Source organism: Staphylococcus sp. LKG4-2 (assembly GCF_050955665.1).
GTDB classification, from domain to species: Bacteria; Bacillota; Bacilli; order Staphylococcales; family Staphylococcaceae; genus Staphylococcus; species Staphylococcus saprophyticus.
The window spans coordinates 2266483-2289205 of sequence record NZ_CP194532.1 but is presented as its reverse complement, the minus strand read 5'-3'; the positions used below and the strand labels follow the sequence as shown (position 1 = coordinate 2289205).

General features: G+C 34.0%; 22 protein-coding genes. 16 read left to right on the top strand and 6 right to left on the bottom strand.

Annotation, left to right across the window (positions count from 1 at the left end):
- Positions 1–152 precede the first annotated feature (152 nt).
- Positions 153–572, bottom strand: a complete 420-nt coding sequence (locus ACM6UH_RS11250; protein WP_011303677.1) for a PPC domain-containing DNA-binding protein — start codon at positions 570–572, stop codon at positions 153–155.
- A 197-nt stretch (positions 573–769) separates the two neighbouring features.
- Between ACM6UH_RS11250 and norA the strand changes: the two genes are divergently transcribed.
- The 11 genes from norA (at position 770) to ACM6UH_RS11195 (ending at position 14339) form a co-directional block, all read left to right on the top strand.
- Positions 770–1930 carry a multidrug efflux MFS transporter NorA gene (gene norA, locus ACM6UH_RS11245; RefSeq protein WP_011303676.1) on the top strand — a complete coding sequence of 387 codons (1161 nt, stop codon included), beginning with the start codon at positions 770–772 and terminating at the stop codon, positions 1928–1930.
- Positions 1931–2251: 321 nt separating this feature from the next.
- Positions 2252–2992 (top strand): hypothetical protein, encoded by a 741-nt coding sequence (locus ACM6UH_RS11240; protein WP_011303675.1) that lies wholly within the window; start codon positions 2252–2254, stop codon positions 2990–2992.
- A gap of 370 nt (positions 2993–3362) precedes the next feature.
- Entirely contained in the window at positions 3363–4232 is an 870-nt protein-coding gene (gene galU, locus ACM6UH_RS11235; RefSeq protein WP_011303674.1) for a UTP--glucose-1-phosphate uridylyltransferase GalU, read from the top strand.
- An 81-nt stretch (positions 4233–4313) separates the two neighbouring features.
- Positions 4314–4793, top strand: coding sequence for a Cys-tRNA(Pro) deacylase (ybaK, locus tag ACM6UH_RS11230; protein ID WP_048787174.1), 480 nt, complete (start codon positions 4314–4316; stop codon positions 4791–4793).
- A 350-nt stretch (positions 4794–5143) separates the two neighbouring features.
- Positions 5144–5902 (top strand): DeoR/GlpR family DNA-binding transcription regulator, encoded by a 759-nt coding sequence (locus tag ACM6UH_RS11225; protein WP_048787175.1) that lies wholly within the window; start codon positions 5144–5146, stop codon positions 5900–5902.
- Positions 5899–6822: a 1-phosphofructokinase gene (pfkB, locus tag ACM6UH_RS11220; protein WP_048787176.1), complete on the top strand. Its 924-nt coding sequence runs from the start codon at positions 5899–5901 to the stop codon at positions 6820–6822. Before ACM6UH_RS11225 ends, pfkB begins: the two co-directional genes overlap by 4 nt.
- Before the next feature lies 1 nt (position 6823).
- Positions 6824–8767: a PTS fructose transporter subunit IIABC gene (locus ACM6UH_RS11215; RefSeq protein ID WP_011303670.1), complete on the top strand. Its 1944-nt coding sequence runs from the start codon at positions 6824–6826 to the stop codon at positions 8765–8767.
- A 197-nt stretch (positions 8768–8964) separates the two neighbouring features.
- Complete coding sequence (gene nagA, locus ACM6UH_RS11210) at positions 8965–10131, top strand: N-acetylglucosamine-6-phosphate deacetylase (protein WP_048787177.1); 1167 nt, start codon at positions 8965–8967, stop codon at positions 10129–10131.
- A gap of 292 nt (positions 10132–10423) precedes the next feature.
- Complete coding sequence (locus ACM6UH_RS11205) at positions 10424–11773, top strand: hemolysin family protein (RefSeq protein ID WP_047502739.1); 1350 nt, start codon at positions 10424–10426, stop codon at positions 11771–11773.
- A gap of 170 nt (positions 11774–11943) precedes the next feature.
- Positions 11944–12783, top strand: a complete 840-nt coding sequence (locus tag ACM6UH_RS11200) for an aldo/keto reductase (protein ID WP_002483956.1) — start codon at positions 11944–11946, stop codon at positions 12781–12783.
- Between the two features lie 494 nt (positions 12784–13277).
- Positions 13278–14339: a glycosyltransferase family 2 protein gene (locus ACM6UH_RS11195; protein WP_011303667.1), complete on the top strand. Its 1062-nt coding sequence runs from the start codon at positions 13278–13280 to the stop codon at positions 14337–14339.
- A 217-nt stretch (positions 14340–14556) separates the two neighbouring features.
- Here ACM6UH_RS11195 and ACM6UH_RS11190 read toward each other — a convergent pair whose 3' ends face one another.
- From ACM6UH_RS11190 to queC, 5 genes are all read right to left on the bottom strand, one after another.
- The gene (locus ACM6UH_RS11190) at positions 14557–14808 is read right to left on the bottom strand and encodes a GlsB/YeaQ/YmgE family stress response membrane protein (protein ID WP_002483954.1); all 252 of its coding nucleotides are present in this window, start codon (positions 14806–14808) and stop codon (positions 14557–14559) included.
- Positions 14809–14876: 68 nt separating this feature from the next.
- On the bottom strand, positions 14877–15470 hold the full coding sequence (locus tag ACM6UH_RS11185) for a hypothetical protein (protein ID WP_011303666.1): 594 nt from the start codon (positions 15468–15470) through the stop codon (positions 14877–14879).
- A 240-nt stretch (positions 15471–15710) separates the two neighbouring features.
- On the bottom strand, positions 15711–16427 hold the full coding sequence (gene queE / locus ACM6UH_RS11180; protein WP_002483952.1) for a 7-carboxy-7-deazaguanine synthase QueE: 717 nt from the start codon (positions 16425–16427) through the stop codon (positions 15711–15713).
- Complete coding sequence (queD, locus tag ACM6UH_RS11175; protein ID WP_011303665.1) at positions 16420–16845, bottom strand: 6-carboxytetrahydropterin synthase QueD; 426 nt, start codon at positions 16843–16845, stop codon at positions 16420–16422. The genes queE and queD overlap by 8 nt, the downstream gene beginning before the upstream one ends.
- A gap of 1 nt (position 16846) precedes the next feature.
- Positions 16847–17518 (bottom strand): 7-cyano-7-deazaguanine synthase QueC, encoded by a 672-nt coding sequence (queC, locus tag ACM6UH_RS11170; RefSeq protein ID WP_002483950.1) that lies wholly within the window; start codon positions 17516–17518, stop codon positions 16847–16849.
- Positions 17519–17773: 255 nt separating this feature from the next.
- Here queC and ACM6UH_RS11165 point away from each other — a divergent pair, with 255 nt between their 5' ends.
- The 5 genes from ACM6UH_RS11165 (at position 17774) to ACM6UH_RS11145 (ending at position 22140) form a co-directional block, all read left to right on the top strand.
- Entirely contained in the window at positions 17774–18367 is a 594-nt protein-coding gene (locus tag ACM6UH_RS11165) for an anthranilate synthase component II (RefSeq protein ID WP_011303664.1), read from the top strand.
- Positions 18351–19493: an aminodeoxychorismate synthase component I gene (gene pabB, locus ACM6UH_RS11160; RefSeq protein ID WP_011303663.1), complete on the top strand. Its 1143-nt coding sequence runs from the start codon at positions 18351–18353 to the stop codon at positions 19491–19493. Before ACM6UH_RS11165 ends, pabB begins: the two co-directional genes overlap by 17 nt.
- Positions 19493–20101: an aminotransferase class IV gene (locus tag ACM6UH_RS11155; protein WP_011303662.1), complete on the top strand. Its 609-nt coding sequence runs from the start codon at positions 19493–19495 to the stop codon at positions 20099–20101. Before pabB ends, ACM6UH_RS11155 begins: the two co-directional genes overlap by 1 nt.
- A 339-nt stretch (positions 20102–20440) precedes the next feature.
- Positions 20441–21148: a 5-oxoprolinase subunit PxpB gene (gene pxpB, locus ACM6UH_RS11150; protein ID WP_011303660.1), complete on the top strand. Its 708-nt coding sequence runs from the start codon at positions 20441–20443 to the stop codon at positions 21146–21148.
- Entirely contained in the window at positions 21136–22140 is a 1005-nt protein-coding gene (locus ACM6UH_RS11145) for a biotin-dependent carboxyltransferase family protein (protein ID WP_002483945.1), read from the top strand. The genes pxpB and ACM6UH_RS11145 overlap by 13 nt, the downstream gene beginning before the upstream one ends.
- Positions 22141–22723: the final 583 nt, after the last annotated feature.

Here is a 22723-nt window from a genome sequence, read left to right as displayed (position 1 = left end):
ACAACTACTCCTTAATGGATAAAAGAGTCTGAGGCAGCTATTTATGTCTCAGACTCAAATTAAGCATAATGAATAGTTGCGTATAGCACTTACATTCTTATTGGGTTGCATAGTTAGTGAATGATTTAAAAATAAAGGTAAGCACATTTTATTTATAAATCTAACAGATTCAAACCAATGGTTTCATTGTGTTTACGATTGATGTCTAGATTAGTCATTGTAATGATAATTTCAGCAGTTGCAGATACAACGGCTTTTGTTAAATGACCACTAAGTGTTTCATATTGATTGGTTCCAAATGTTGCGTGTAAATGTGCAAAGGGCTGTTCATCAATATGAGAAATGTTGCCCATTAAACCGATTAATTCTAATGGTTCATCAATTAATTTCTTCTCATATGTTTGTGTTTCTAGATTATAAAAGTTGAGCTCTGCGCTTGAACAAGCGCCAATACCACTGACTGTGCCAAACTTACCATTTTGTTCTCTAGCAATATCAGTTACAGCTTCTACAATATCTTCACCCTGTTCCAATACTAAAACAATCGTTTTGCCGTCTACTTGATAAATCATAAGAAACCTCCGTTCTGAAAATGGATTACACCACTATTATACAAGTTCTTATTAAGAGTTTGTATAATAGTGTTTATAGTAAATATTTTTTATTGTCATTTGCTATAGAACTGTTATAGAATGTTGTAATATTAAGGTTTTATCAATGTTATAAATAGCCAGCAATTTATATATTAAAAAAGAATGGAGTGAGAAACGTGAATAAGCAATTTATTATATTATATTTTAATATTTTTCTTGTCTTTTTAGGTATTGGTTTAGTTGTTCCGGTATTACCGGTTTATTTGAAAGACTTAGGCTTAAAAGGTAGTGACTTAGGTATACTCGTTGCTGTCTTTGCTTTAGCACAAATGATTATTTCACCATTTGGTGGTACGCTGGCAGATAAATTAGGTAAAAAACTGATTATTTGTATAGGTTTGGGTCTTTTTGCTATTTCAGAATTCTTATTCGCTGCAAGTCATACGTTCTCACTTTTAATCGTTTCTAGAATACTAGGTGGATTTAGTGCTGGTATGGTTATGCCGGGGGTAACAGGAATGATTGCTGATATTTCTGTAGGTAGAGATAAAGCGAAAAATTTCGGCTATATGTCAGCAATTATTAATTCGGGATTCATTTTAGGACCAGGGATGGGTGGATTTCTAGCAGAATTTTCACATAGATTACCGTTTTATGTGGCTGGTTTTAGTGGATGTGTGGCATTAATCTTATCGATTGCATTAATCAAAAATCCAAAGAACAGTACGCAAGATGGTTTCACTCAATATCAACCAGAATTACTATCAAAAATTAATTGGAAAGTATTTCTGACACCAATTATCTTGACACTTGTACTCGCTTTTGGCCTATCTGCTTTTGAAACGCTATTCCCATTATACACAGCAGATAAAGCACACTATTCACCATTAGATATTTCATTCGCGATTACTGGTGGTGGGATAGCCGGCGCAATATTCCAAGTGTTTTTCTTTGATAAATTCATGAAACATTTCAAAGAGTTAACATTTATCACTTATGCATTACTTTATTCTGCTATCATTTTATTGGCACTGACATTTGTTCATAGCTATTGGTCAATTATGATTATTAGTTTCATCGTGTTTATCGGATTCGATATGATCCGACCAGCGATTACAAACTATTTTTCTAATATTGCTGGAAATCGACAAGGTTTCGCAGGTGGGCTGAATTCTACATTTACCAGTATGGGCAACTTTATCGGGCCTCTTGTAGCAGGCACATTATATGATATCAATTTCGAATTTCCCTTATATATGTCAGTATTAGTAATGGTATTAGGTATGTTCGTTATATTTATAGAAAAAATGATTAGATCACGCTTCAGTAATATTTAAATTTTAAACAAGAACAAGTTGAATATGCAGATGTACCCTTCAGAGTTGACGTTAAAAAGTGGAAACTGTGAAGGGTTTATTTATGTAAAAAGGGGATAGTGAATGACTGTTTTCAGAAATAAATCATTTAAGTGTTTATGTCATAAGGCTAATACTAAAAACTGAAAACGAATATGACACTTGTATTAAATAAGCTAGACTTACGTAATATTCATGTAACAAAGATTACATTTGTTTTAAATTGTGTTCTATTTAAGTGTTTATAGAATAATCTGTGCTAACATGATAAGAAAAGTAATAAATGTAAGTAAGGGGATGAACTTGAAAAATTTAATGTTAACGATTATGGCGTTCCTTCTTGCTTGCTGTTTAGGTTTTCTTCTTTTTATAGCTACAAACCAACAAGCGCTTGCAAAAGTACATGAAACGATTTCTAGTATTTCAGTTGGAGAACAAAATGCTGAAGCTAAGGACAAAGCAAAACAAAAAGATAAGAATTCAATTAAGGCAGCGATGAAAGAAGAAAAAAATGAAGCGCCATATAATACAACAAACTATCAACCTATTGCCAAATTAACGACGCACGATTTAAAAGAGAACGAAACGGGACAAGCGAACTTACCGCAATTTTCTAAAGCACTAAATAAAGCACAGACGCTTGTGAATCATGACAATCATAAATCTAATCCATATAACGATTATGGTATCGATAGCACTTGCCAAGGTGTATATTATTATATTTTTACATTTAAAAATGAAGCAAAACCAAATACGTATTACAGAGTAACTGTAAGTGAAGACAATCAAGCGAGTATATTTGATAAATCGTATGTAGTGAATGACAATCAATCACCGTTACATTCGAGTATCTCTCCTCAAGAATCTGAAGTGATTGCACAAAAGCATGCTGTAGATAACCTAGGGGAAAATGTCGTTTTGAAAAAGGTTAAAGAATCTAAGGACGGCATGTACTATACTTTTCATGAATATAAAACACAAAGAGATTATAAAGTTGTTGTTAGTAAATCCGGGGATGTTATACAGCAACCTTCATTAAATTAAATATAGAAGTCTGGGACAAATATATATGTCTCAGGCTTTTTTCATTTAGGCAGTAGATGACTGAATTGAAAATGTAAAGTCCCACTTCTTTAAAGAACTACTTTTTTAATTTATGAAAATTAGTAGTTCTTATGCATGTGCTTTAGCTCAAGTAAACCATTACCATAGTCACCCTTGTCTTGTTTACATAGGTAGGACTACGAATTCTCAATTAAAAAATTTGTTTTCTGTCTCACTTCCTTCTATATTAGGGAAATCAGTATAAAGACACTCATATCAATGTTATGATGATAGTAATGAATAAAAAATAAATTGGATAGTTTATTTTCTGGTAGTAGTCATAAATATTAATAGGAAAAGGATGAGCGTTTTGAGAAAAATAAAGAAAGCAATCATACCAGCTGCTGGATTGGGTACACGTTTTTTACCAGCTACGAAAGCGATGCCCAAAGAGATGTTGCCTATTTTAGATAAACCTACGATTCAATACATAGTAGAAGAAGCGGCACGAGCAGGCATCGAAGATATTATTATAGTGACAGGTAAACACAAACGTGCCATTGAAGATCATTTTGATAATCAAAAGGAATTAGAAATGATTCTTCAGGAAAAAGGTAAAACAGATTTATTAGAAAAAGTTAAATATTCTACAGAACTTGCAAACATTTTTTATGTTCGACAAAAAGAACAAAAAGGACTAGGTCATGCAATATATTCGGCAAGACAATTTATTGGTGATGAACCATTTGCTGTCTTATTAGGTGATGACATCGTTGAATCAGATAATCCAGCTATTAAGCAACTGATTGAAGCTTATGAAGAAACTGGGAAATCTGTCATCGGTGTTCAAGAGGTGGATGAAGCACAAACACATCGTTATGGTATTATTGATCCACTACAAAAGTTTGGTAGAAAATATGAAGTGAATGAATTTGTAGAAAAACCAAAACAAGGCACTGCGCCTTCTAATTTAGCTATTATGGGGCGTTATGTTCTAACGCCTGATATTTTTGATTACTTAGCTACGCAAGGCGAGGGTGCAGGCGGAGAAATTCAACTCACTGATGCCATAGAACGCTTGAACAGAGCAGATCAAGTCTATGCATATGATTTTGAGGGCGACCGTTATGATGTTGGTGAAAAATTAGGTTTTGTAAAAACGACGATAGAGTACGCTTTAAAAGATGAATCAATGCATGATGAGTTAGTTGAGTTTATAAAAAAACTGAAGCTAAATTAAATGACGATGAATTTAAAAAAGCATTAGCTAAAAAGTTTAATGTAATGACATCTTTTTAAAAGTCATATGGAGTGATTGATAATGAAGCAAAAGAAAACCAATGCAATGAGAATGCTTGACCGAAGTAAAATACCGTATGAAGTTAATACTTATGAAGTTTCAGAAATACATATGGATGGCGAAAGTGTAGCTGAAAAGGTAGGCGTGGATCCCGGTCTTGTATATAAAACCCTTGTACTTGAGAATACAAATCACGCTCATTTTGTGTTTGTTATTCCAGTTCGCGAATCTTTAGATATGAAAGCGGCAGCGCACGCGGTGGGAGAGAAGAAACTGAATTTAATGCCACTTGATGATTTGAAAAAAGTTACTGGATATATCAGGGGTGGTTGCTCACCTATTGGTATGAAACGCGCATTTCCAACGATAATAGATCAACAAGCAATGGACATCGATACCCTTTATGTAAGTGGTGGTGAACGTGGCACACAGATTAAAATAGATGTTAGAGACTTAATTAATGTGACGAAGGCAAAGGTCGTCGAAGTCATACATAAATAAAAGCATGTAATAACAAAGGGGCAGACAGGAATCTGATTATATATAGATTGCTGTCTGTCATTTTTTGTATATAAGTATTTAAGATAACTCAATTTGCAACCACATGATGAACTACAAACGAGTATTAGGTTTTAGATGAGCAAATAGCATGTTTGTTCATATTATACAAACGATAAAAGATTAAGTTTGCGATGATAAAAATTAACGTAGTGCTTTATTTGCTAATAACTAAAAATGACAATTAATAGAACTTTTAAGGTTGTATATGACTGTTTTTGATTGTTTTTGACGAAAAATGATTGAAAAAAGAAAGCGTAAACATTATAATGACATTGAGATGAGGTGAAGCGATGATAACGGAAAAACGCCATGAACTAATTTTGACTGAATTGTCAAAACAAGATTTTTTAACTTTACAAGAATTAATTGAACGCACAGGTTGTAGTGCTTCAACAATTCGGCGTGATTTATCAAAATTGCAGAAATTCGGGAAACTCAAAAGAGTACATGGAGGTGCAACGCTAAATCAATCATCTGCATTAGAACCTAACTTGGCGGATAAAAGAAGTACCAATTTAAGGGAGAAACAAGAAATTGGTAGGCTGGCAGCAAGTCAAATTGAAAATCGAGATTGTGTGTTTTTAGATGCCGGTTCAACAACATTGGAAATGATTCCTTATATCAAAGCGAGTGACATTATTGTTGTTACAAACGGCCTAACACATGTTGAAGAACTATTAAAACATGGCATCAGAACACTGATTATCGGTGGGGAAGTCAAATCTACAACATTTGCAACCGTTGGTGCGATCGCTTTAGAAACATTGCGTCGTTATCGATTTGATAAAGTGTTTTTAGGAATGAATGGTATTGATTTGAAATATGGTTTGACGACACCAGATGAACAAGAAGCAATTATAAAGCATCATGCCATGCAATTAGGCACACAAGTTTATGTATTGATAGACCACGATAAATACGAAAAAGTTTATTTTGCACATGTACCTTTAGAAGAAGGGGTTTCAATCATTACTTCCAAAAAGGCACAATCACTTAAACAATTTCATCTGTTTGCTGGTCAATATAATTTTATTGGAGGCACATTATGATTTATACGGTAACTTTTAATCCTTCTATTGACTACATTATGTTCGCAAATGATTTTGAACTTAATGGATTAAATCGCGCCATGGAAACATATAAATTTGCAGGCGGTAAAGGCATTAATGTATCAAGAGTGCTTAAAACACTTGATGTATCATCAACGGCACTTGGATTTGCGGGTGGTTTTCCTGGTCAATTTATCGCAGAAACATTAGCTAAATCAGATATAGGTACGAACTTTGTACAAGTTAATGAAGATACAAGAATTAATGTTAAATTAAAAACTGGGAAAGAAACAGAAATTAATGCACCTGGACCGCAAATAACAGATGAACAGTTCGAAACATTGTTAACACAAATTAAAAAAACCACAAAAGAGGATACGGTTATAGTTGCTGGGAGCATTCCGAAAAGTGTACCGAATGATGCATATGAACAAATTGCTCAAATCACTAATGCAACGGGAGCCAAACTAGTGGTTGATGCAGAAAAAGATTTAGTTGAATCGGTATTAGGGTATCATCCTTTATTTATTAAACCGAATAAAGACGAGTTAGAAGTGATGTTCAACACTACGATTGAGACTGATCAAGATGTAATCAAGTATGCGACTGAAATATTAACAAGGGGTGCGCAATCGGTCGTTATCTCGTTAGGCGGTGAAGGCGCAGTTTATGTCGATGCACAACAGAGCTTTAAAGCCATTGTGCCTAACGGTCACGTAGTTAATACAGTAGGATCAGGAGATAGTACGGTTGCTGGTATGGTTGCCGGTCTTGAGGCTGGATTGCCAATTAAAGAAGCATTTAAACAAGCAGTGTCTGCTGGAACCGCTACAGCATTTAACGAGGATTTGGCTACAGCAACTGCGATTGAAGATATTAAAAAGCAAGTCGTTATTACGACATTAGGTGGGAGTGAGTAATATGAGAATTACTGAGTTATTAACAAAAGATACAATTGCTATGGATTTATCAGCTTCAGACAAAAATGGTGTTATCGATGAATTAGTCAATCAGCTGAATCAGGCAGGTAAATTGAATGATTTAACAAGTTTTAAAGAAGCGATTCATAATCGTGAATCCCAAAGTACAACAGGTATTGGTGAAGGTATAGCGATTCCACATGCTAAAGTAGCTGCAGTTAATACACCTGCAATCGCATTTGGTAAGTCTAAAATAGGTGTGGATTATCAAAGTTTAGATATGCAACCAGCACATTTATTCTTTATGATTGCAGCACCTGAAGGCGGTGCTCAAACACATTTAGATGCTTTAGCTAAATTATCTGGAATTCTGATGGATGAAAATGTCAGAGCATCATTATTACATGCGGAGTCACCAGAAGAAGTCCTTAACATTATCGATAAAGCTGATGATGAAGCAACGGAAGAAGAAGCCGCAGAAGCACAAGGCACGCCTGCTTCAACTACGGATTCAAACGAGCCATACATTTTAGCTGTAACAGCGTGTCCAACCGGTATCGCGCATACGTATATGGCACGTGATGCTTTGAAAAAACAAGCTGAAAAAATGAACGTTAAAATAAAAGTAGAAACAAATGGCTCAGGTGGTATTAAGAATCACCTGACTGACGAGGATATCCAAAACGCAACAGGTGTCATCGTAGCAGCGGATGTACATGTTGAAACAGATCGTTTTGATGGTAAAAATGTCGTGGAAGTACCTGTAGCAGATGGGATTAAACGTCCAGAAGAATTAATTCATTTAGCGCAAGATACTTCGCGTAAACCATTTGTAGCTAAAGGTGGTAATACGGGAAATAAAGGCGCAGCAAGTAATGAAAAACAAGGTGTAGGTAACACAATATATAAACACTTGATGAATGGTGTTTCTAATATGTTACCACTTGTTATTGCTGGTGGTATCTTAATGGCGATTGCTTTCTTATTTGGCGCAAATTCATTTGATCCAAAGAGTTCTGAATACAATGCCTTTGCTGAGCAATTGTGGAATATAGGTAACAAGAGTGCATTCATGTTTATTATTCCTATTCTTGCTGGTTACATTGCACGTAGTATTGCGGATAAACCAGGTTTTGCATCAGGACTTGTAGGTGGTTTGCTTGCTAGTACAGGAGATTCTGGATTTATCGGTGGTATCATTGCAGGTTTCTTAGCAGGTTACTTAACATTAGGCATTAAGAAATTAACAAGTGGTATGCCACAATCATTAGAAGGATTGAAACCAACGTTAATATTCCCAGTACTGTCTGTGTCTATTACTGGTTTGCTTATGATTTATGTGATTAATCCACCAGCTTCTTGGTTGAATAATACATTATTGAATGGTTTACAAAGTTTATCTGGCACGAATATTATGTTACTCGGATTAGTCGTCGGTGCAATGATGGCAATTGATATGGGAGGACCGTTTAATAAAGCGGCCTATGTGTTCTCAGTAGCTGCATTAACAGAAGGAAATGCAGCACCTATCACGGCAGCAATGATTGGAGGTATGGTGCCACCACTTGCTATTGCGACAGCGATGTTAATCTTCCGTAAAAAATTCACCAAAGAACAAAAAGGTTCTATTGTACCAAACTATGTAATGGGCTTGTCCTTTATTACAGAGGGTGCCATTCCGTTTGCAGCCGCTGACCCACTTAGAGTTATCCCATCAATGATGGTTGGCTCAGGTGTAGCCGGTGCCATTGCATTAGGCCTAGGCTCTTCAATTCAAGCACCACATGGTGGAATTATCGTCATCTTAGGTACGGACTTTAGTCATGTGTTGCAATCACTTATCGCAATAATTGTTGGCGCTATCGTGGCAGCAATCATTTATGGTTTATTAAAACCAAAATTAACGCAAGATGAAATACAATCTTCAGAAGCTATGAATGAGTAAAGTAGATTTATCGTAATAGCTTAGATTAAAAAAGTCAGAAACGTCTCATGTCATGAGTGCGATTTCTGGCTTTTTTGTTTTATGAATTTTAGGATTAAAAACTTTTGAATATAATATTGGCACTTGATTTGGTAAAATGTGAATAAAGACTGCAATAAAGATGCATAGAGTAAATAAACTTAAAGAAGGTTGAAAAAATGAGCGAATATGTTATTGAAAATGGACGGATTTATACTGAGACAGAGACAATAGAGCGAGGCTACCTCGTTATTAACAATGAGAAAATAACTGAAATTAAATCGGGAGACTATCACGGAGATTTAACAACAATTGATGCGCAAGGACAACATATTATACCTGGATTTATAGATATTCATATGCATGGTGGATATGGGGAAGATGCTATGGATGCTTCTTATGATGGGTTGAAACATTTATCTGAATCACTATTGTCAGAAGGAACTACGAGTTATCTAGCGACGACAATGACGCAATCTGATGAAAACATCACGAAAGCATTAGAAAATATAGTGAATTACCAAAAAGCGCAAGATCAATACAATGCAGCAACTATTGTCGGTGTACATTTAGAAGGACCGTTTATATCTGAACATAAAGTAGGCGCACAAAATCCAGCTTATGTTCAAAGACCTACTGTCGCAAAAGTTGAACAATTTCAAACCACAGCTAATAATCAAATAAAAGTAATTACCTTTGCACCAGAAGTTGAAGGTGCGCATGAAACACTAGAGGCATTACATAAAGAGATTCAATTTTCAATTGGACATACAGTCGCTACTTTTGATGAGGTAAATGATGCTGTTGCACATGGTGCCAAACATGTTACACATCTTTATAATGCAGGAACATCATTTGAACACCGAGAGCCAGGGGTCTTTGGTGCTGCTTGGTTGAATGATCAATTAAGTACGGAATTGATTGTTGATGGTATTCACTCACATCCTGCAGCCGTTAAAATTGCCTATAAACAAAAAGGGAATGCGCGCTTCTTTTTAATCACAGATGCTATGAGAGCTAAAGGCATGCCTGATGGAGAATATGATTTAGGTGGGCAAAATGTAATTGTTAAAGGGTCCGAGGCGCGTTTAGCTTCTGGCGCATTAGCGGGAAGTATATTGAAAATGAATACCGGCTTGAAAAACTTAATCAACTTTACAGGTGATACATTAGATCATTTATGGCGTGTAACGAGTCTAAACCAAGCGATAGCTTTAAATATCGATACACAAACAGGCAGTTTGGAAGTTGGGAAAGATGCAGATATTGTCATAGTCAATGACGATATCGACGTGCTAGCAACGATTAAATCTGGTAAGATTCACAAGTTTAAATCAGTACTTTAATGTAATAATAAATCTTTTTGAAAATTGATTTTAAGAATGGATTAATTACAAAAGTTGACTTAAGTTGTCATTTAGGTTTAAATGTTATGTTAGAATATTGATTTTTAAGCATGTAAATAACAAGAACTGTATTCATTATGATAAAATAAAAGAAATGCGTATTTTTAGGGAGGTGTCGCAATGGGGAGGATTTAGTATTCAACATAGTCATGCATAATAAAAAAAATACTTATGTTCGGTCACCTTTTGTGACACGAAATATGGAGGTGAATCCCTAGAAATAGGGAACTAATTGGAAACAGTGACCATAATGAATTTAGTAATATTTTTTCTTTTAATAGCATTAACAACGGTATTCGTAGGATCGGAATTTGCTTTAGTAAAAGTGCGTAGTACAAGAATCGATCAACTCGCTGCGGAAGGTAATGGTAGCGCACGCGTAGTTAAAAAAATGATAAAAAATCTAGACTATTACTTATCGGCATGTCAACTCGGTATAACAGTAACGTCATTAGGTTTAGGTTGGTTAGGTGAACCAACTTTCGACAAATTATTGCATCCATTATTTGAACTGATTCATTTACCAGATGCTTTAACTACTACAATTTCATTTATCGTATCCTTTATTATCGTGACATACTTGCACGTAGTATTGGGTGAGTTGGCACCGAAGACATTAGCGATTCAACATACTGAAAAATTAGCATTGTTATATTCAAGACCACTTTATTATTTTGGTGTCGTTATGAAACCATTAATTTGGTTAATGAATGGTTCAGCAAGGATGATTATTCGTATGTTCGGCGTTGACCCAGATGCGAATAACGATGCAATGTCAGAAGAAGAAATAAAAATCATAATTAATAATAGCTATAACGGTGGAGAAATCAATCAAACAGAATTAGCTTATATGCAAAATATTTTTTCATTCGATGAAAGACAGTCTAAAGATATCATGGTTCCCCGTACACAAATGATTACAATGAATGAGCCATTTAATGTAGACGAATTGTTAGAAACGATTAAAGAACATCAATTCACACGTTATCCAATCACAGCAGATGGAGATAAAGACCATGTGAAAGGCTTTATTAATGTTAAAGAATTTTTAACAGAATATGCTTCAGGTAAACAAATTAAAGTAAGTAACTACATTCATGATTTACCTATGATTTCAGAAACAACACGTATTAGTGATGCGCTGGTACGTATGCAGCGTGAACATGTTCATATTAGTTTGATAATTGATGAATATGGCGGTACTGCTGGTATCTTGACAATGGAAGATATATTAGAAGAAATTGTTGGTGAAATCCGTGATGAGTTTGACGATGATGAAGTCAATGATATTGTTAAAGTAACGGAAAATAGATACCAAATTAATGGTCGTGTGTTATTAGATGATTTAAACGATCAACTTGGCATTGAATTTGAGGATTCAGAAGATATAGATACCATTGGCGGTTGGTTACAAGCACATAATACCAATTTACAGCAAAATGATTATGTGGATACTGAATACGATAGATGGGTTATTTCAGAAATTGATAATCATCAAATTATCACAGTTATTTTAGAATTAGAACATAATAAAACAAGACCAACTATAGAAGAACTTGAAGAAGAAGAAGAAAACGATTAATCTAATTCCAGTTTCAGATGGAATAGTTATACGAAATCCTGACAAAGCATCAATGCTTTGTTGGGGTTTTTTGATTTTTATATATATGAAAAGATGATATAGTGTATTTTAATAACAGTATTGGTAATATGTGCAGGATTTAGAAGCATAAATGAAAAGGGGTTTGAATTATGTTAGAAGACGTATATTATTTAAACAACGGTTATCCTATGCCGAAAGTTGGATTAGGTGTCTATAAAATTACTGATGACGAAATGAATGTTTCAGTAGCAACAGCACTAGATGCTGGTTATCGTGCATTTGATACTGCCTATTTTTATAAAAATGAAATAGCCTTAGGCAATGCATTAAAAAAAGCTGACATTCCGCGTGAAGATTTATTTATCACATCAAAATTATGGAATGATTATCAGGGTTATGACCGTACAATTGAATTTTTTACTAAATCTATTGAAAATTTAGGTACTGATTACTTAGATTTATTTTTAATACATTGGCCATGTGAAGCAGATGACTTATTTATAGAAAGTTATAAAGCTATGGAGGCATTATATGAAGCGGGTAGAATACGTGCGATTGGTGTATGTAACTTTAAACAACACCATTTAGAGAAATTAATGAGTGAAACAGATATCGTGCCAGCTGTGAATCAAATTGAAGTACATCCTTACTTTAATCAACAAGAACTGCAAGCATACTGTGATAGTAAAGATATTGCTGTTACAGCGTGGATGCCGTTGATGAGAAATCGAGGTTTACTTGAACATGAAGTCATTTTAAAACTAGCAGAACGCTATGAGAAGACACCGGCTCAAATTGTGTTACGTTGGCACCTTGCACATAACCGACTTATTATTCCAAAATCAAAGACACCTGAACGTATTAAAGAAAATTATGATATCTTCGATTTTAATCTTGAGCTCACAGATATCGCAGAAATTGATGCAATGAATCGTGATGAAAGACAAGGTAAAGATCCAGATGAAGTACGCATCGGTACATTAAAATAAACGAAAGATGAGTCTGGGACATAAATAGTTGTCCCAGACTCTTTTTCGTTTAGGCAGTAGATGACTGAATTGAAAATACGCTTATATCAAGCTTTTTTCAATCCTAGTCATCCTTGCCGGGGTGGGACTACGAAATCTCTATTAAAAAATTTGATTTCTGTCCCACTCCCTTTATTTATTGTTGCAATGGTTATTGTTTTCAAATAATTCCAATAGTTGATAGACTTAATGTAACAATTTATATCTTTAATCATTTTAAATTTCAGTCAATATGATTAATTGAGTAAAAAATCGTTTTTACTGAGTTTATGAACATTAAATTGACATGAACGTGTTAATTTAAGCAAAGGCAGAAACTAAGCATATACATTAAGTTTTACCATTGAACATTAAGGCTATATAAAGATTGTGTAAATTTAATTGATTTAGATAGCATGATGTAGGTGGGAATTGATAAAGTAAAATTGAAGTAATTGAAATGAAGGTGTTTAGGTATGCAAATGAGAGTTATAGTACCTTGTTATAATGAAGGTGAAGTGATTTTAAAAACGTATGAAAAATTGACTGAGATTTTATCGAAAGATAGTCAGTACCATCACTATGACTACGATATATTATTTGTAGATGATGGTAGTAAAGACAAAACAATTAATTATATACAAGATATGGCTACAAAAGATCATCACGTGAAATTTATTTCATTTAGCCGAAACTTTGGTAAAGAATCTGCAATGATAGCTGGCTACCAACATAGTAAAGACTGTGATGGTGTGATTATGATAGATGCCGATTTACAACATCCGCCGGAACTCATCCCTCAGATGATTGAAGGTTATATGGACGGTTACGATCAAGTGATAGCTAAGCGTGATAGAATTGGTGAAAAGCAATCCAGAAAAGTAATGACTAAAATTTATTATAAATTAATTAATCATTTTGTTGAAGATATTAAACTAGAAGACGGTATTGGAGACTTTAGATTACTGAGTCAACGTGCTGTTATATCACTCACACAATTAGATGAATATAATCGTTTTTCAAAAGGATTATATGAGTGGATTGGTTATAATACCAAAGTGTTTACGTATGAAAATGTAGAGCGTGAAGATGGCGAATCAAAATGGTCATTTAGTAAATTATTAAATTACGGTATAGATGGCTTAATTTCTTTTAATAATAAACCATTACGGGCCATGATATATCTCGGGCTTATCGTGTTCTTTATTAGTTTACTTTATATAGGATACATTTCAGTCGGTATTATGATTCGTGGTGTGGAAACGCCAGGTTATTTCTCTACGATTGCCGCTATCTTATTACTCGGTGGGATACAGTTGATATCCATTGGTATTGTAGGCGAATATATTGGACGTATTTATTATGAAGTGAAACAACGTCCAAAATACATCGTCCAAGCAACGAACTTTAACTATGCGTGTGATAATAATAAACAAAATATAAATCAAGACATTAACCATGAAATCGAACGCAACGATCGACAACATGAAATGTCTGAAAAAAGTAAATCAGAAAAAGAATTAATTAAAAACAGATGAGTTACCTGTTAATTGTTAAGCGTATTGAAAGTTAGTGTGCGTAATGATTTTGCAACACACGCGATACAAGGTGGACACTTGATAAGTGGCTAGCTTGTATCGCTTTTTTATTTATATAAAGTGCAATTAGGACTAATAATATTATGATAAATGGTCTACAAAGACATAGAAAAAAAGCCAATTTCAATTATTCGAAATTGGCTTTTAAAAATTGCGATTATTTTTTACGTAATTTACCAAAAATAAATGATACAACTGCTACTAAGATAATTGTACCGATAAGTGCTGGGAACACAGCGATGCCACCTAAGTGCCAACCCCAATCTCCAAGTAGCCAAGAACCTAATGCTGAACCAACGATACCAGCAATAATATTACCTAAAATACCACCTGGAATATCTTTACCGACGATACCACCAGCAATCCAGCCGATTAAACCACCGACAATTAACATAAGAATAAAGCCCATAATGATTTACCTCCTTTAATAAAAACTTAATTAACTGTTATCATATACCACAAAATATAATATCTTAATCATTTATTAGAAAAAAATATATTCTGCCATAATAAAAACCCGATAAATAGTAAATGAATTATGATGAAAGCATACCAATAAGGTGTTAATAAGGTCATTATCGTAAAGGAAAGTATAATCAATAATTGCCCGACAAAGATAGGGCGCTTAATCCGATTCATAGGTTTAAGTTGTTCTTTTTCTTTTGGCTGAAAGGTACTATAAAATAGTAAAATTGCTCCAATAAGGAAAATAGCTGGCGCTAAATAAGGGATAGACATGTAATAAGAATCATGACTCGTACTATATGTAAGAATGAGTGAAGTACTCAAAATGATTGTGAGTACAACTGCGATAAATTTTTGGTCTGTTACCTTGAAAGCAGCTACTTTTCGGTCTAGATATAATTGTAATAATGTCCAAATTATTAGTTGACCACATGTATAAAATACGATGTAATCATATTCTCCAACTAGAAATATATTAATAATACTGTTGAGACAGATTGCTATTAGTATAGAGCTAAACTTTAGTTGTTTAAAATTCTGACGATATAAATCAATACCAAGTATGATGCATATCGCAGCGATATTTATAATGATATTAATCGGCATGATGCTCTCCTAACCTAGATACTTCATTGAAACATTATATCAATTAAGTTAAAGTTAATCATTTAATTTCGTGTCTTTAATTAAAAATTATCCAATATAGTTTGAATAAGAATAACTTGATATAAATGAATGAAATGATGTCTACAGTGATAATCCACTATATAATATTTGCATCACAAAAAAAGCGATTCGTTATATAGACAAAGAGCATTATACAACGGATCGCATTCAATACTCAATTTAAACACCTTTTTTGTTACTCCAAAGCAGTGTGTGTAATTGAGGTAATACATATACATTATTCATATCACTACTCACCATCACACGGTCTACCAATGTTTCATATAATGATAATAATTTTTCAGTGTGAGCTTCTACATGCTCGCCATCTAAATAGGGATTTCCGACCTGTAAATAGAAAGGCACAGTAGGATAACGATGATGAATCATCTTAGCGAATTGGTAGTCTTCGTCATCAAAGATTACAACTTTCAAGTTCAATGATTCCGGCACACATTGCTCGATGACTTCATCTAGAATAGGGAGATTAGGTTTCATTTTTGAACTTGGTGGTTTGGGGCTAATAGTTAAGTCATCAATTTGAGTCATCCATGGTTGGAATTTGCTACCTTGTGTTTCTAAAGCACTTTGAATCCCTTTGTCATCAAATAAATCTACTAATTGTTGAATGCCTTTAATTAAAGCAGGATTTCCACCAGATATAGTGACATGATTAAATGAATCGCCAGCAATATGATAAAGTTGGTCATATATTTCTTCAGCTGACATCATTCTAATATCTTCTTTAGCACTACCGTCCCAAGTGAAACTTGAATCGCACCAACTACAACGATAATCACACCCTGCTGTACGCACAAACATGGTCTTTCTACCTATCACGCGTCCTTCACCTTGAATAGTTGGGCCAAATATTTCTAAAACGGGTATTTTACTCATGTTTTGTCTCCTTTGGTCGATAAACAACATAACTGGTAGGCGTTTCTCTGACATAGACCTGTAAACATTTAGGTTGGTTGTCACGTTGATTCAACGAAGTTTGAACCATTTCATAAATAGTTTGGGCAACGATTTCGGTAGAAGGGCTTTTGCCTTCAAATTGCGGTAAATCATTAAGTAAATAATGATCAAATTGGCCATGAACCAATTGTTTCAATTCACTAAAATTCACTAAGAAACCATTGTGATCTAAAGTGTCACCAGCAATTGTTAAATTTACAAAGTATGTGTGACCATGTGTACGCATGCATTTTCCTGCATCCTCACTTGGTATGTAATGTGCGGCAGAAAAATTAAAGTCTTTATTTAGTTCGAAGCTATAGGGATGTTGTACGCTTGGATAATTTTGTTGGAACATATTAGTCCACTCCTTTTTCCGCTAGATAAGCATTTAAACCATTTGCTCTTAATTGACAAGCTGGACATTCTCCACAGCCATCTCCAATGACGCCGTTATAACAAGTTAACGTATTGTAACGGATATAATCTAAAACGCCTAAATCATCGCTTAAAGCCCATGTGGCTTTTTTATCTAACCACATTAATGGTGTATGAATGACGAAGTCTTTATCCATAGAAAGTGATAATGTGACATTCATTGATTTAACAAAGCTATCTCTACAGTCTGGATATCCTGAAAAGTCAGTTTCGCAAACGCCGGTAATAATATGTTTGGCATTGGTTTGGTAAGCTAATGCACCAGCAAATGAAAGGAATAATAAATTTCTTGCAGGTACAAAGGTATTTGGAATACCATCATCACCAACCTCGATGTCTAAGTCGTGTTGCGTTAATGCATTGGGTGTAAGTTGTGAAAGTAATGACATATCAAGTAGATGATGCTTCACACCTTGTTCATCTGCAATTTGCTTTGCGACTTCAATTTCGGTGTCATGTCTTTGGCCATATGCGAATGTGACAAGTTCTACCGACTCAAAATGTTTTTTTGCCCAAAATAAGCACGTCGTACTATCTTGACCACCACTAAATACGACGATGGCTTTGTTATTGTCTAATGTTTGTTCTGACATTTGTCTTGCACTCCTTAAAAATAGTCGAACTAACTGGTACAGGGTTTAGATAAGCGCATAAAAAAACGCCTATCTCTATAAAAAAGACAGACGTTGTACATGTGTCTAGTTTTTTATAGAGGGTATCAGCTAGGAACCTCTTTATATTCATTTATAACGTGATTCAGAATAATATATTTAAACTGTAAAATCAAGCTAATATTTGTGATAATAAGTATAACAGACTATTGAACATTTTTAAAAAGAGGCGACAACATGATATTAATTATTGATAATAAAGATTCGTTTACTTATAACATTGTAGACTATGTAAAACAAAGTTATCGTGGCTTAATCGAAGTGATAGACGTTACGTATTTAACAGTAAATAAAATATATGAGCTAGCACCTAAAGCAATTATTATTTCTCCGGGGCCAGGTGCGCCCAGAGATTATCCATTATTAAATGAGGTTATTAAAACATTCTCTGAAGCAATGCCCATACTAGGTGTTTGCCTTGGCTTCCAACAAATTGTGACTTATTTTGGTGGCGATATTATCAAAAGTGATAAACCGATTCATGGGCATACTACTCAAATTCGACATAGTGGCAAAGGTCTATTTCATCAATTACCGGAAACTTTTAAAGTTATGCGCTATCATTCTTTAAAAGCACATGCACAAACTTTTCCGAATACATTAGAAATTACTGCAATCAATGAAGACAATATTATTATGGGATTAGAACATAAAGTATTACCTATATATGGCGTTCAATATCATCCTGAATCAATCCTAAGTGAACATGGGTTAACACAAATACAAACATTTATAAATATAGTGGAGGCGTATCATGCAAATACACTTTAATTATCGTTATACATTAGATGAAGAAAATCATGAAATGCATCAATATTTACTCACACAGTGTACAGATAAAAAAGTAGCTCCGAACATTGAAACGGTTGGGGAAGTGATTTCTTTTGCAGAAGCTAAGCAAAAAGCAGGTTATTATGTTGCGCTTTATATAGCCTATGAAGCGGCACCGTATTTTAATTCTCAAATGTCTACAGTGAAAATTGAAGATGCGTATATATATGCAGCAGCTTATGCGTTTGATCAAGCTACGGATGCTGAAAAACAAAATGACAAACAACCACCGCAACAGAAATGTAATTTTAAATTTAAACACCCATCGTCTCAACTGGTAGAACATATTAAAATGATTCAATCGGCGATTATTGAAGGCAATACATATCAAGTAAACTACACAACACGTTTAACAGATCAAATACGACAACCCATTGCAGATTTATATTATACGTTATTACAACAAAATCATGGTTTTTATGCTGCACTTATAGACACAGAAGAAATACAAATTGCCTCTATGTCACCCGAATTATTTTTCCAACGAGGACCTTTTAAAAACAAAGCAGATGTACTATTAAGTAAACCAATGAAAGGGACAATCGCACGAGGTAAAACGAAAGCAGAAGACCAACTTAACCAAATGACACTGGCACAATCAGCAAAAGATAGAGCGGAGAACGTGATGATTGTAGATTTATTACGTAATGATATGAGTCGAATTGCAAAGACTGGAACCGTAAAGGTCTATAAACCTTTTCATATCGAAACGTATAGCACCGTTTTTCAAATGACTTCAATGGTAACAAGTGAACTTAGTAGCAAGACAGATTTAATAGATGTATTAACTGCTTTATTCCCATGTGGTTCAATTACCGGTGCACCTAAATTGAATACGATGCAATATATTAAAGATTTAGAACAGACACCGAGACATGCTTATTGTGGCACAATAGGCTTATTATTGCCGGAGGGTAAATCTATTTTCAATGTGCCAATTCGCACAATACAATACTTAAATGATGAAGCAATTTATGGAGTGGGTTCAGGGATTACTATTGATTCTATACCTGAAAATGAAGTGCAAGAATTTAAAGATAAAACAAAAATACTGGAGAGATTATAATGCAGCTATTTGAAACTTTGCGTATGGAAGCAGGTAAATTACCAAGATTGTCTTATCATAAAGCACGAATGGAGCGGTCAGCAGCACGATTAGGATTCAAGTTTGATGGTGATTTATGGCAAAATGAGATCAATACCATCATTGAAAAACATCCAGTAGGACATTTTAGAACGAAACTTATTCTAAATCCAGATGGCACAATGCAACATGTCGTTGCAGATTTATCAGATAAAAAGGCATTTACAGCAAAATTTCAACAATTACAAAATCATATACCTAGATCAGTAGTAATCAACAAAACAACGCAAAGAGACCACTTAGCGCACATGCATGAGACAGACCTTATACTACTTTATGATGAAAAGGGTAAAATATTAGAATTTGATATTGGGAATGTAGCTATTAAAGAAAATAATCAACTTTTTACACCTGTTTATGAAGCGGATTTTTTACTCGGTTGTAAGCGACAAGAGATGATCGACAATGGCGCATTGCTAGAAAAAAACTTTTATTTAAACGAATTAAAGGAAAAAGTTGCGCAAGGCAAGGTATCCCTTTTTCTGATAAATAGTTTGAGAGAGGTTGCCGACGTAGAAATTTATCTATAGAATATAAAAAGTATAAACATGGTGTAGTAAATAAAATCATAAAGTGGTTTAATCATGAATTGAGTAAATAAAATAAGGGCAAAATAACAGTAGAATGTGAGTGAAGCAAAATGATGATACTAGCTTGGATACTAGTAATTATTATAATTTCTGTCATTACCAAATGGGTAGTACATTTATTAACACAACGACAAAGCATTTACTTAACTAAGTTGGTCATTACGACATCATGTATCATTCAGTTTATTATTGTCTTTTTTTTGATGAAAGCAATCGTACATTATCTGGCACAAGCATTAGATGTATTTTATCGATAGTAACAAATTATGAGGTGAGCCTATGAAAATATATAGTCAAGGGGACCAAGCTATTGTGGTTTCTATAGAAAAAGAGGTCTCTAAAGATTTAACTGAAGATTTATTAGCTTTGAAAAAGTATTTAGCAGATAAACAATATCCATTTATTACTGAAATTGTGCCGACGGAATCAGATATGATGATTTGTTATGATGCACGTGACATGATCAAGCACCACCATATACAGTCTCCATTCTTATATATGAAAGCATTGATGCAAACTATACAATTAGAGATTAAACATGAAGACGCGCCCGCACCTTCAATAGAAATACCAGTTATTTATGGAGGAGAATATGGTCCGGATTTAGACGCTTTATTAGCACATTATAAATTGGACTTTGAAAAATTTGTAAAATTACATACGCAACCAACATATTTTGTTTCTATGATGGGCTATACACCAGGGTTCCCTTATTTGACTGGCATGTCTAAACGTTTATTCGTCAATCATACTGGAGGTAATAAAACCTTCATACCTGCAGGATCAGTTATTATCGAAGGCAAAAAGACGGGGATTACGACGACAGATACTTATGGTGACTGGTTAGTGATCGGTTATACACCTGTAAAATTATTTAATCCAGAATTAGAAGATTTCACCAAACTTAAGCTTGGTGATAATGTTGTATTTCAAGCAACGACAGAGGAATCGCTGGATTTAGGAGGCTTTGAACCATGTCAATCATAATAGAAGGCGAAGGGTTATTTTCTAGTTTTCAAGATTTTGGACGAAAAGGCTATGAACATGACGGTGTGATTCCAGGTGGTGCCTTAGATCCGCTTTCCCATGAAATAGCAAATAGATTAGTAGCCAATGATAAACATGAAGCTACATTGGAAATGACAAATAGAATGGCAAGCTTTCGTTTTACGGAGCCTACATTAATTGCTATGAGTGGTGGCAGCTTTAAAGCTGAGACAGCACATATGAAAGTCTTGCCAAACAAATTATATTTAATGGAAAAAGGTGACGTCCTAGCATTTACTGAAACGAAGCATACATCTCGGGTGTATTTGGCAATAGGTGGCGGTTTCGAGTTAGATGAATGGTTAGGTTCAACATCAACAGATTTTAAATCGAATATCGGTGGTTTCCATGGACGAAGTTTAAAAAAAGGTGACGAAATCAATATGAAACGTGATTATACCGAGCGTCATCATAAACTTTTTGAGAATTTAGAAGAAACACATCAAACTGACTGGGGAATTGATGGCTACGCATTGTCCTTTAATTATATGTCTGATGTGTTCCATGTTATTAAAAATAAAGGCACAGAAGACTTTGAACAAAAAGCATTAAGTCGATTTACATCTGGTGAATATAAAGTGACGAGTAAAGCGAACAGGGTCGGCATGTATGTAGAAGGTAAACCAGTAAAAGCTTTCTATGAAGATATGCCTGCGCATCAATCAGTACAAATTGGCACGATACAAGTTAAAAGAGATGGCACACCCATTATTTTACTGAACGATCATTATACACTGGGTAGTTACCCCCAAATTGGTACAATTGCAAGCTATCATTTAACTAAATTAGGACAAAAGCATCAAGGTACTAAATTGAAGTTCCAATTTATCGATGTAGAAAGCGCGGAGAAAAATTTAATTAAATACACAAATTGGTTGAATCAACTATTTCATGGTATTGAGTATCGTATGCAATTAGAAATGCTCAAATAACAGTGTTGAACTGAAATTGAACAATTAAACTTTAGTCAGCTGTAATCAACAAGTGTATCTTGTTGGATTGCAGTTTTTTTATTTATATCAGTATCTATCACTGGAGTGAAGATTAAATTATGATGACATACGACTCAAGCCTGATTAATATACATAATATGCAGCGTATAATTAAATGGCATATTAATAATTAATAACCAGTTAACATCGTTTTAATAAGCCGTTAACAAAGTATTTATTTAGTCCTTAAATACATAAAAAAGTGTGTTTTTACTTGATGTTCAACTGGATTTGCTTTATATTTATTAATTGAACTGTGTGCGTTTTGTTACGAATGCATTACAAATGATTGAAGTTTGTAAATGACTCGTAAAACACGACGTTAATTAAATCAATATAGTTTAAATATGCCAACTTAATGGATATTTAAAAAATTAAATTTAAAAAATGAAGTAATACACTGACTTTATTATTAATAAATTATAATCTGATTTGAAGATTTTAATAAATATTAGCCAGAAGTATCATCAACAAACCAAATAAGGACGCAGACTGAGTTAGAGATATCAACATCGCTAACAAG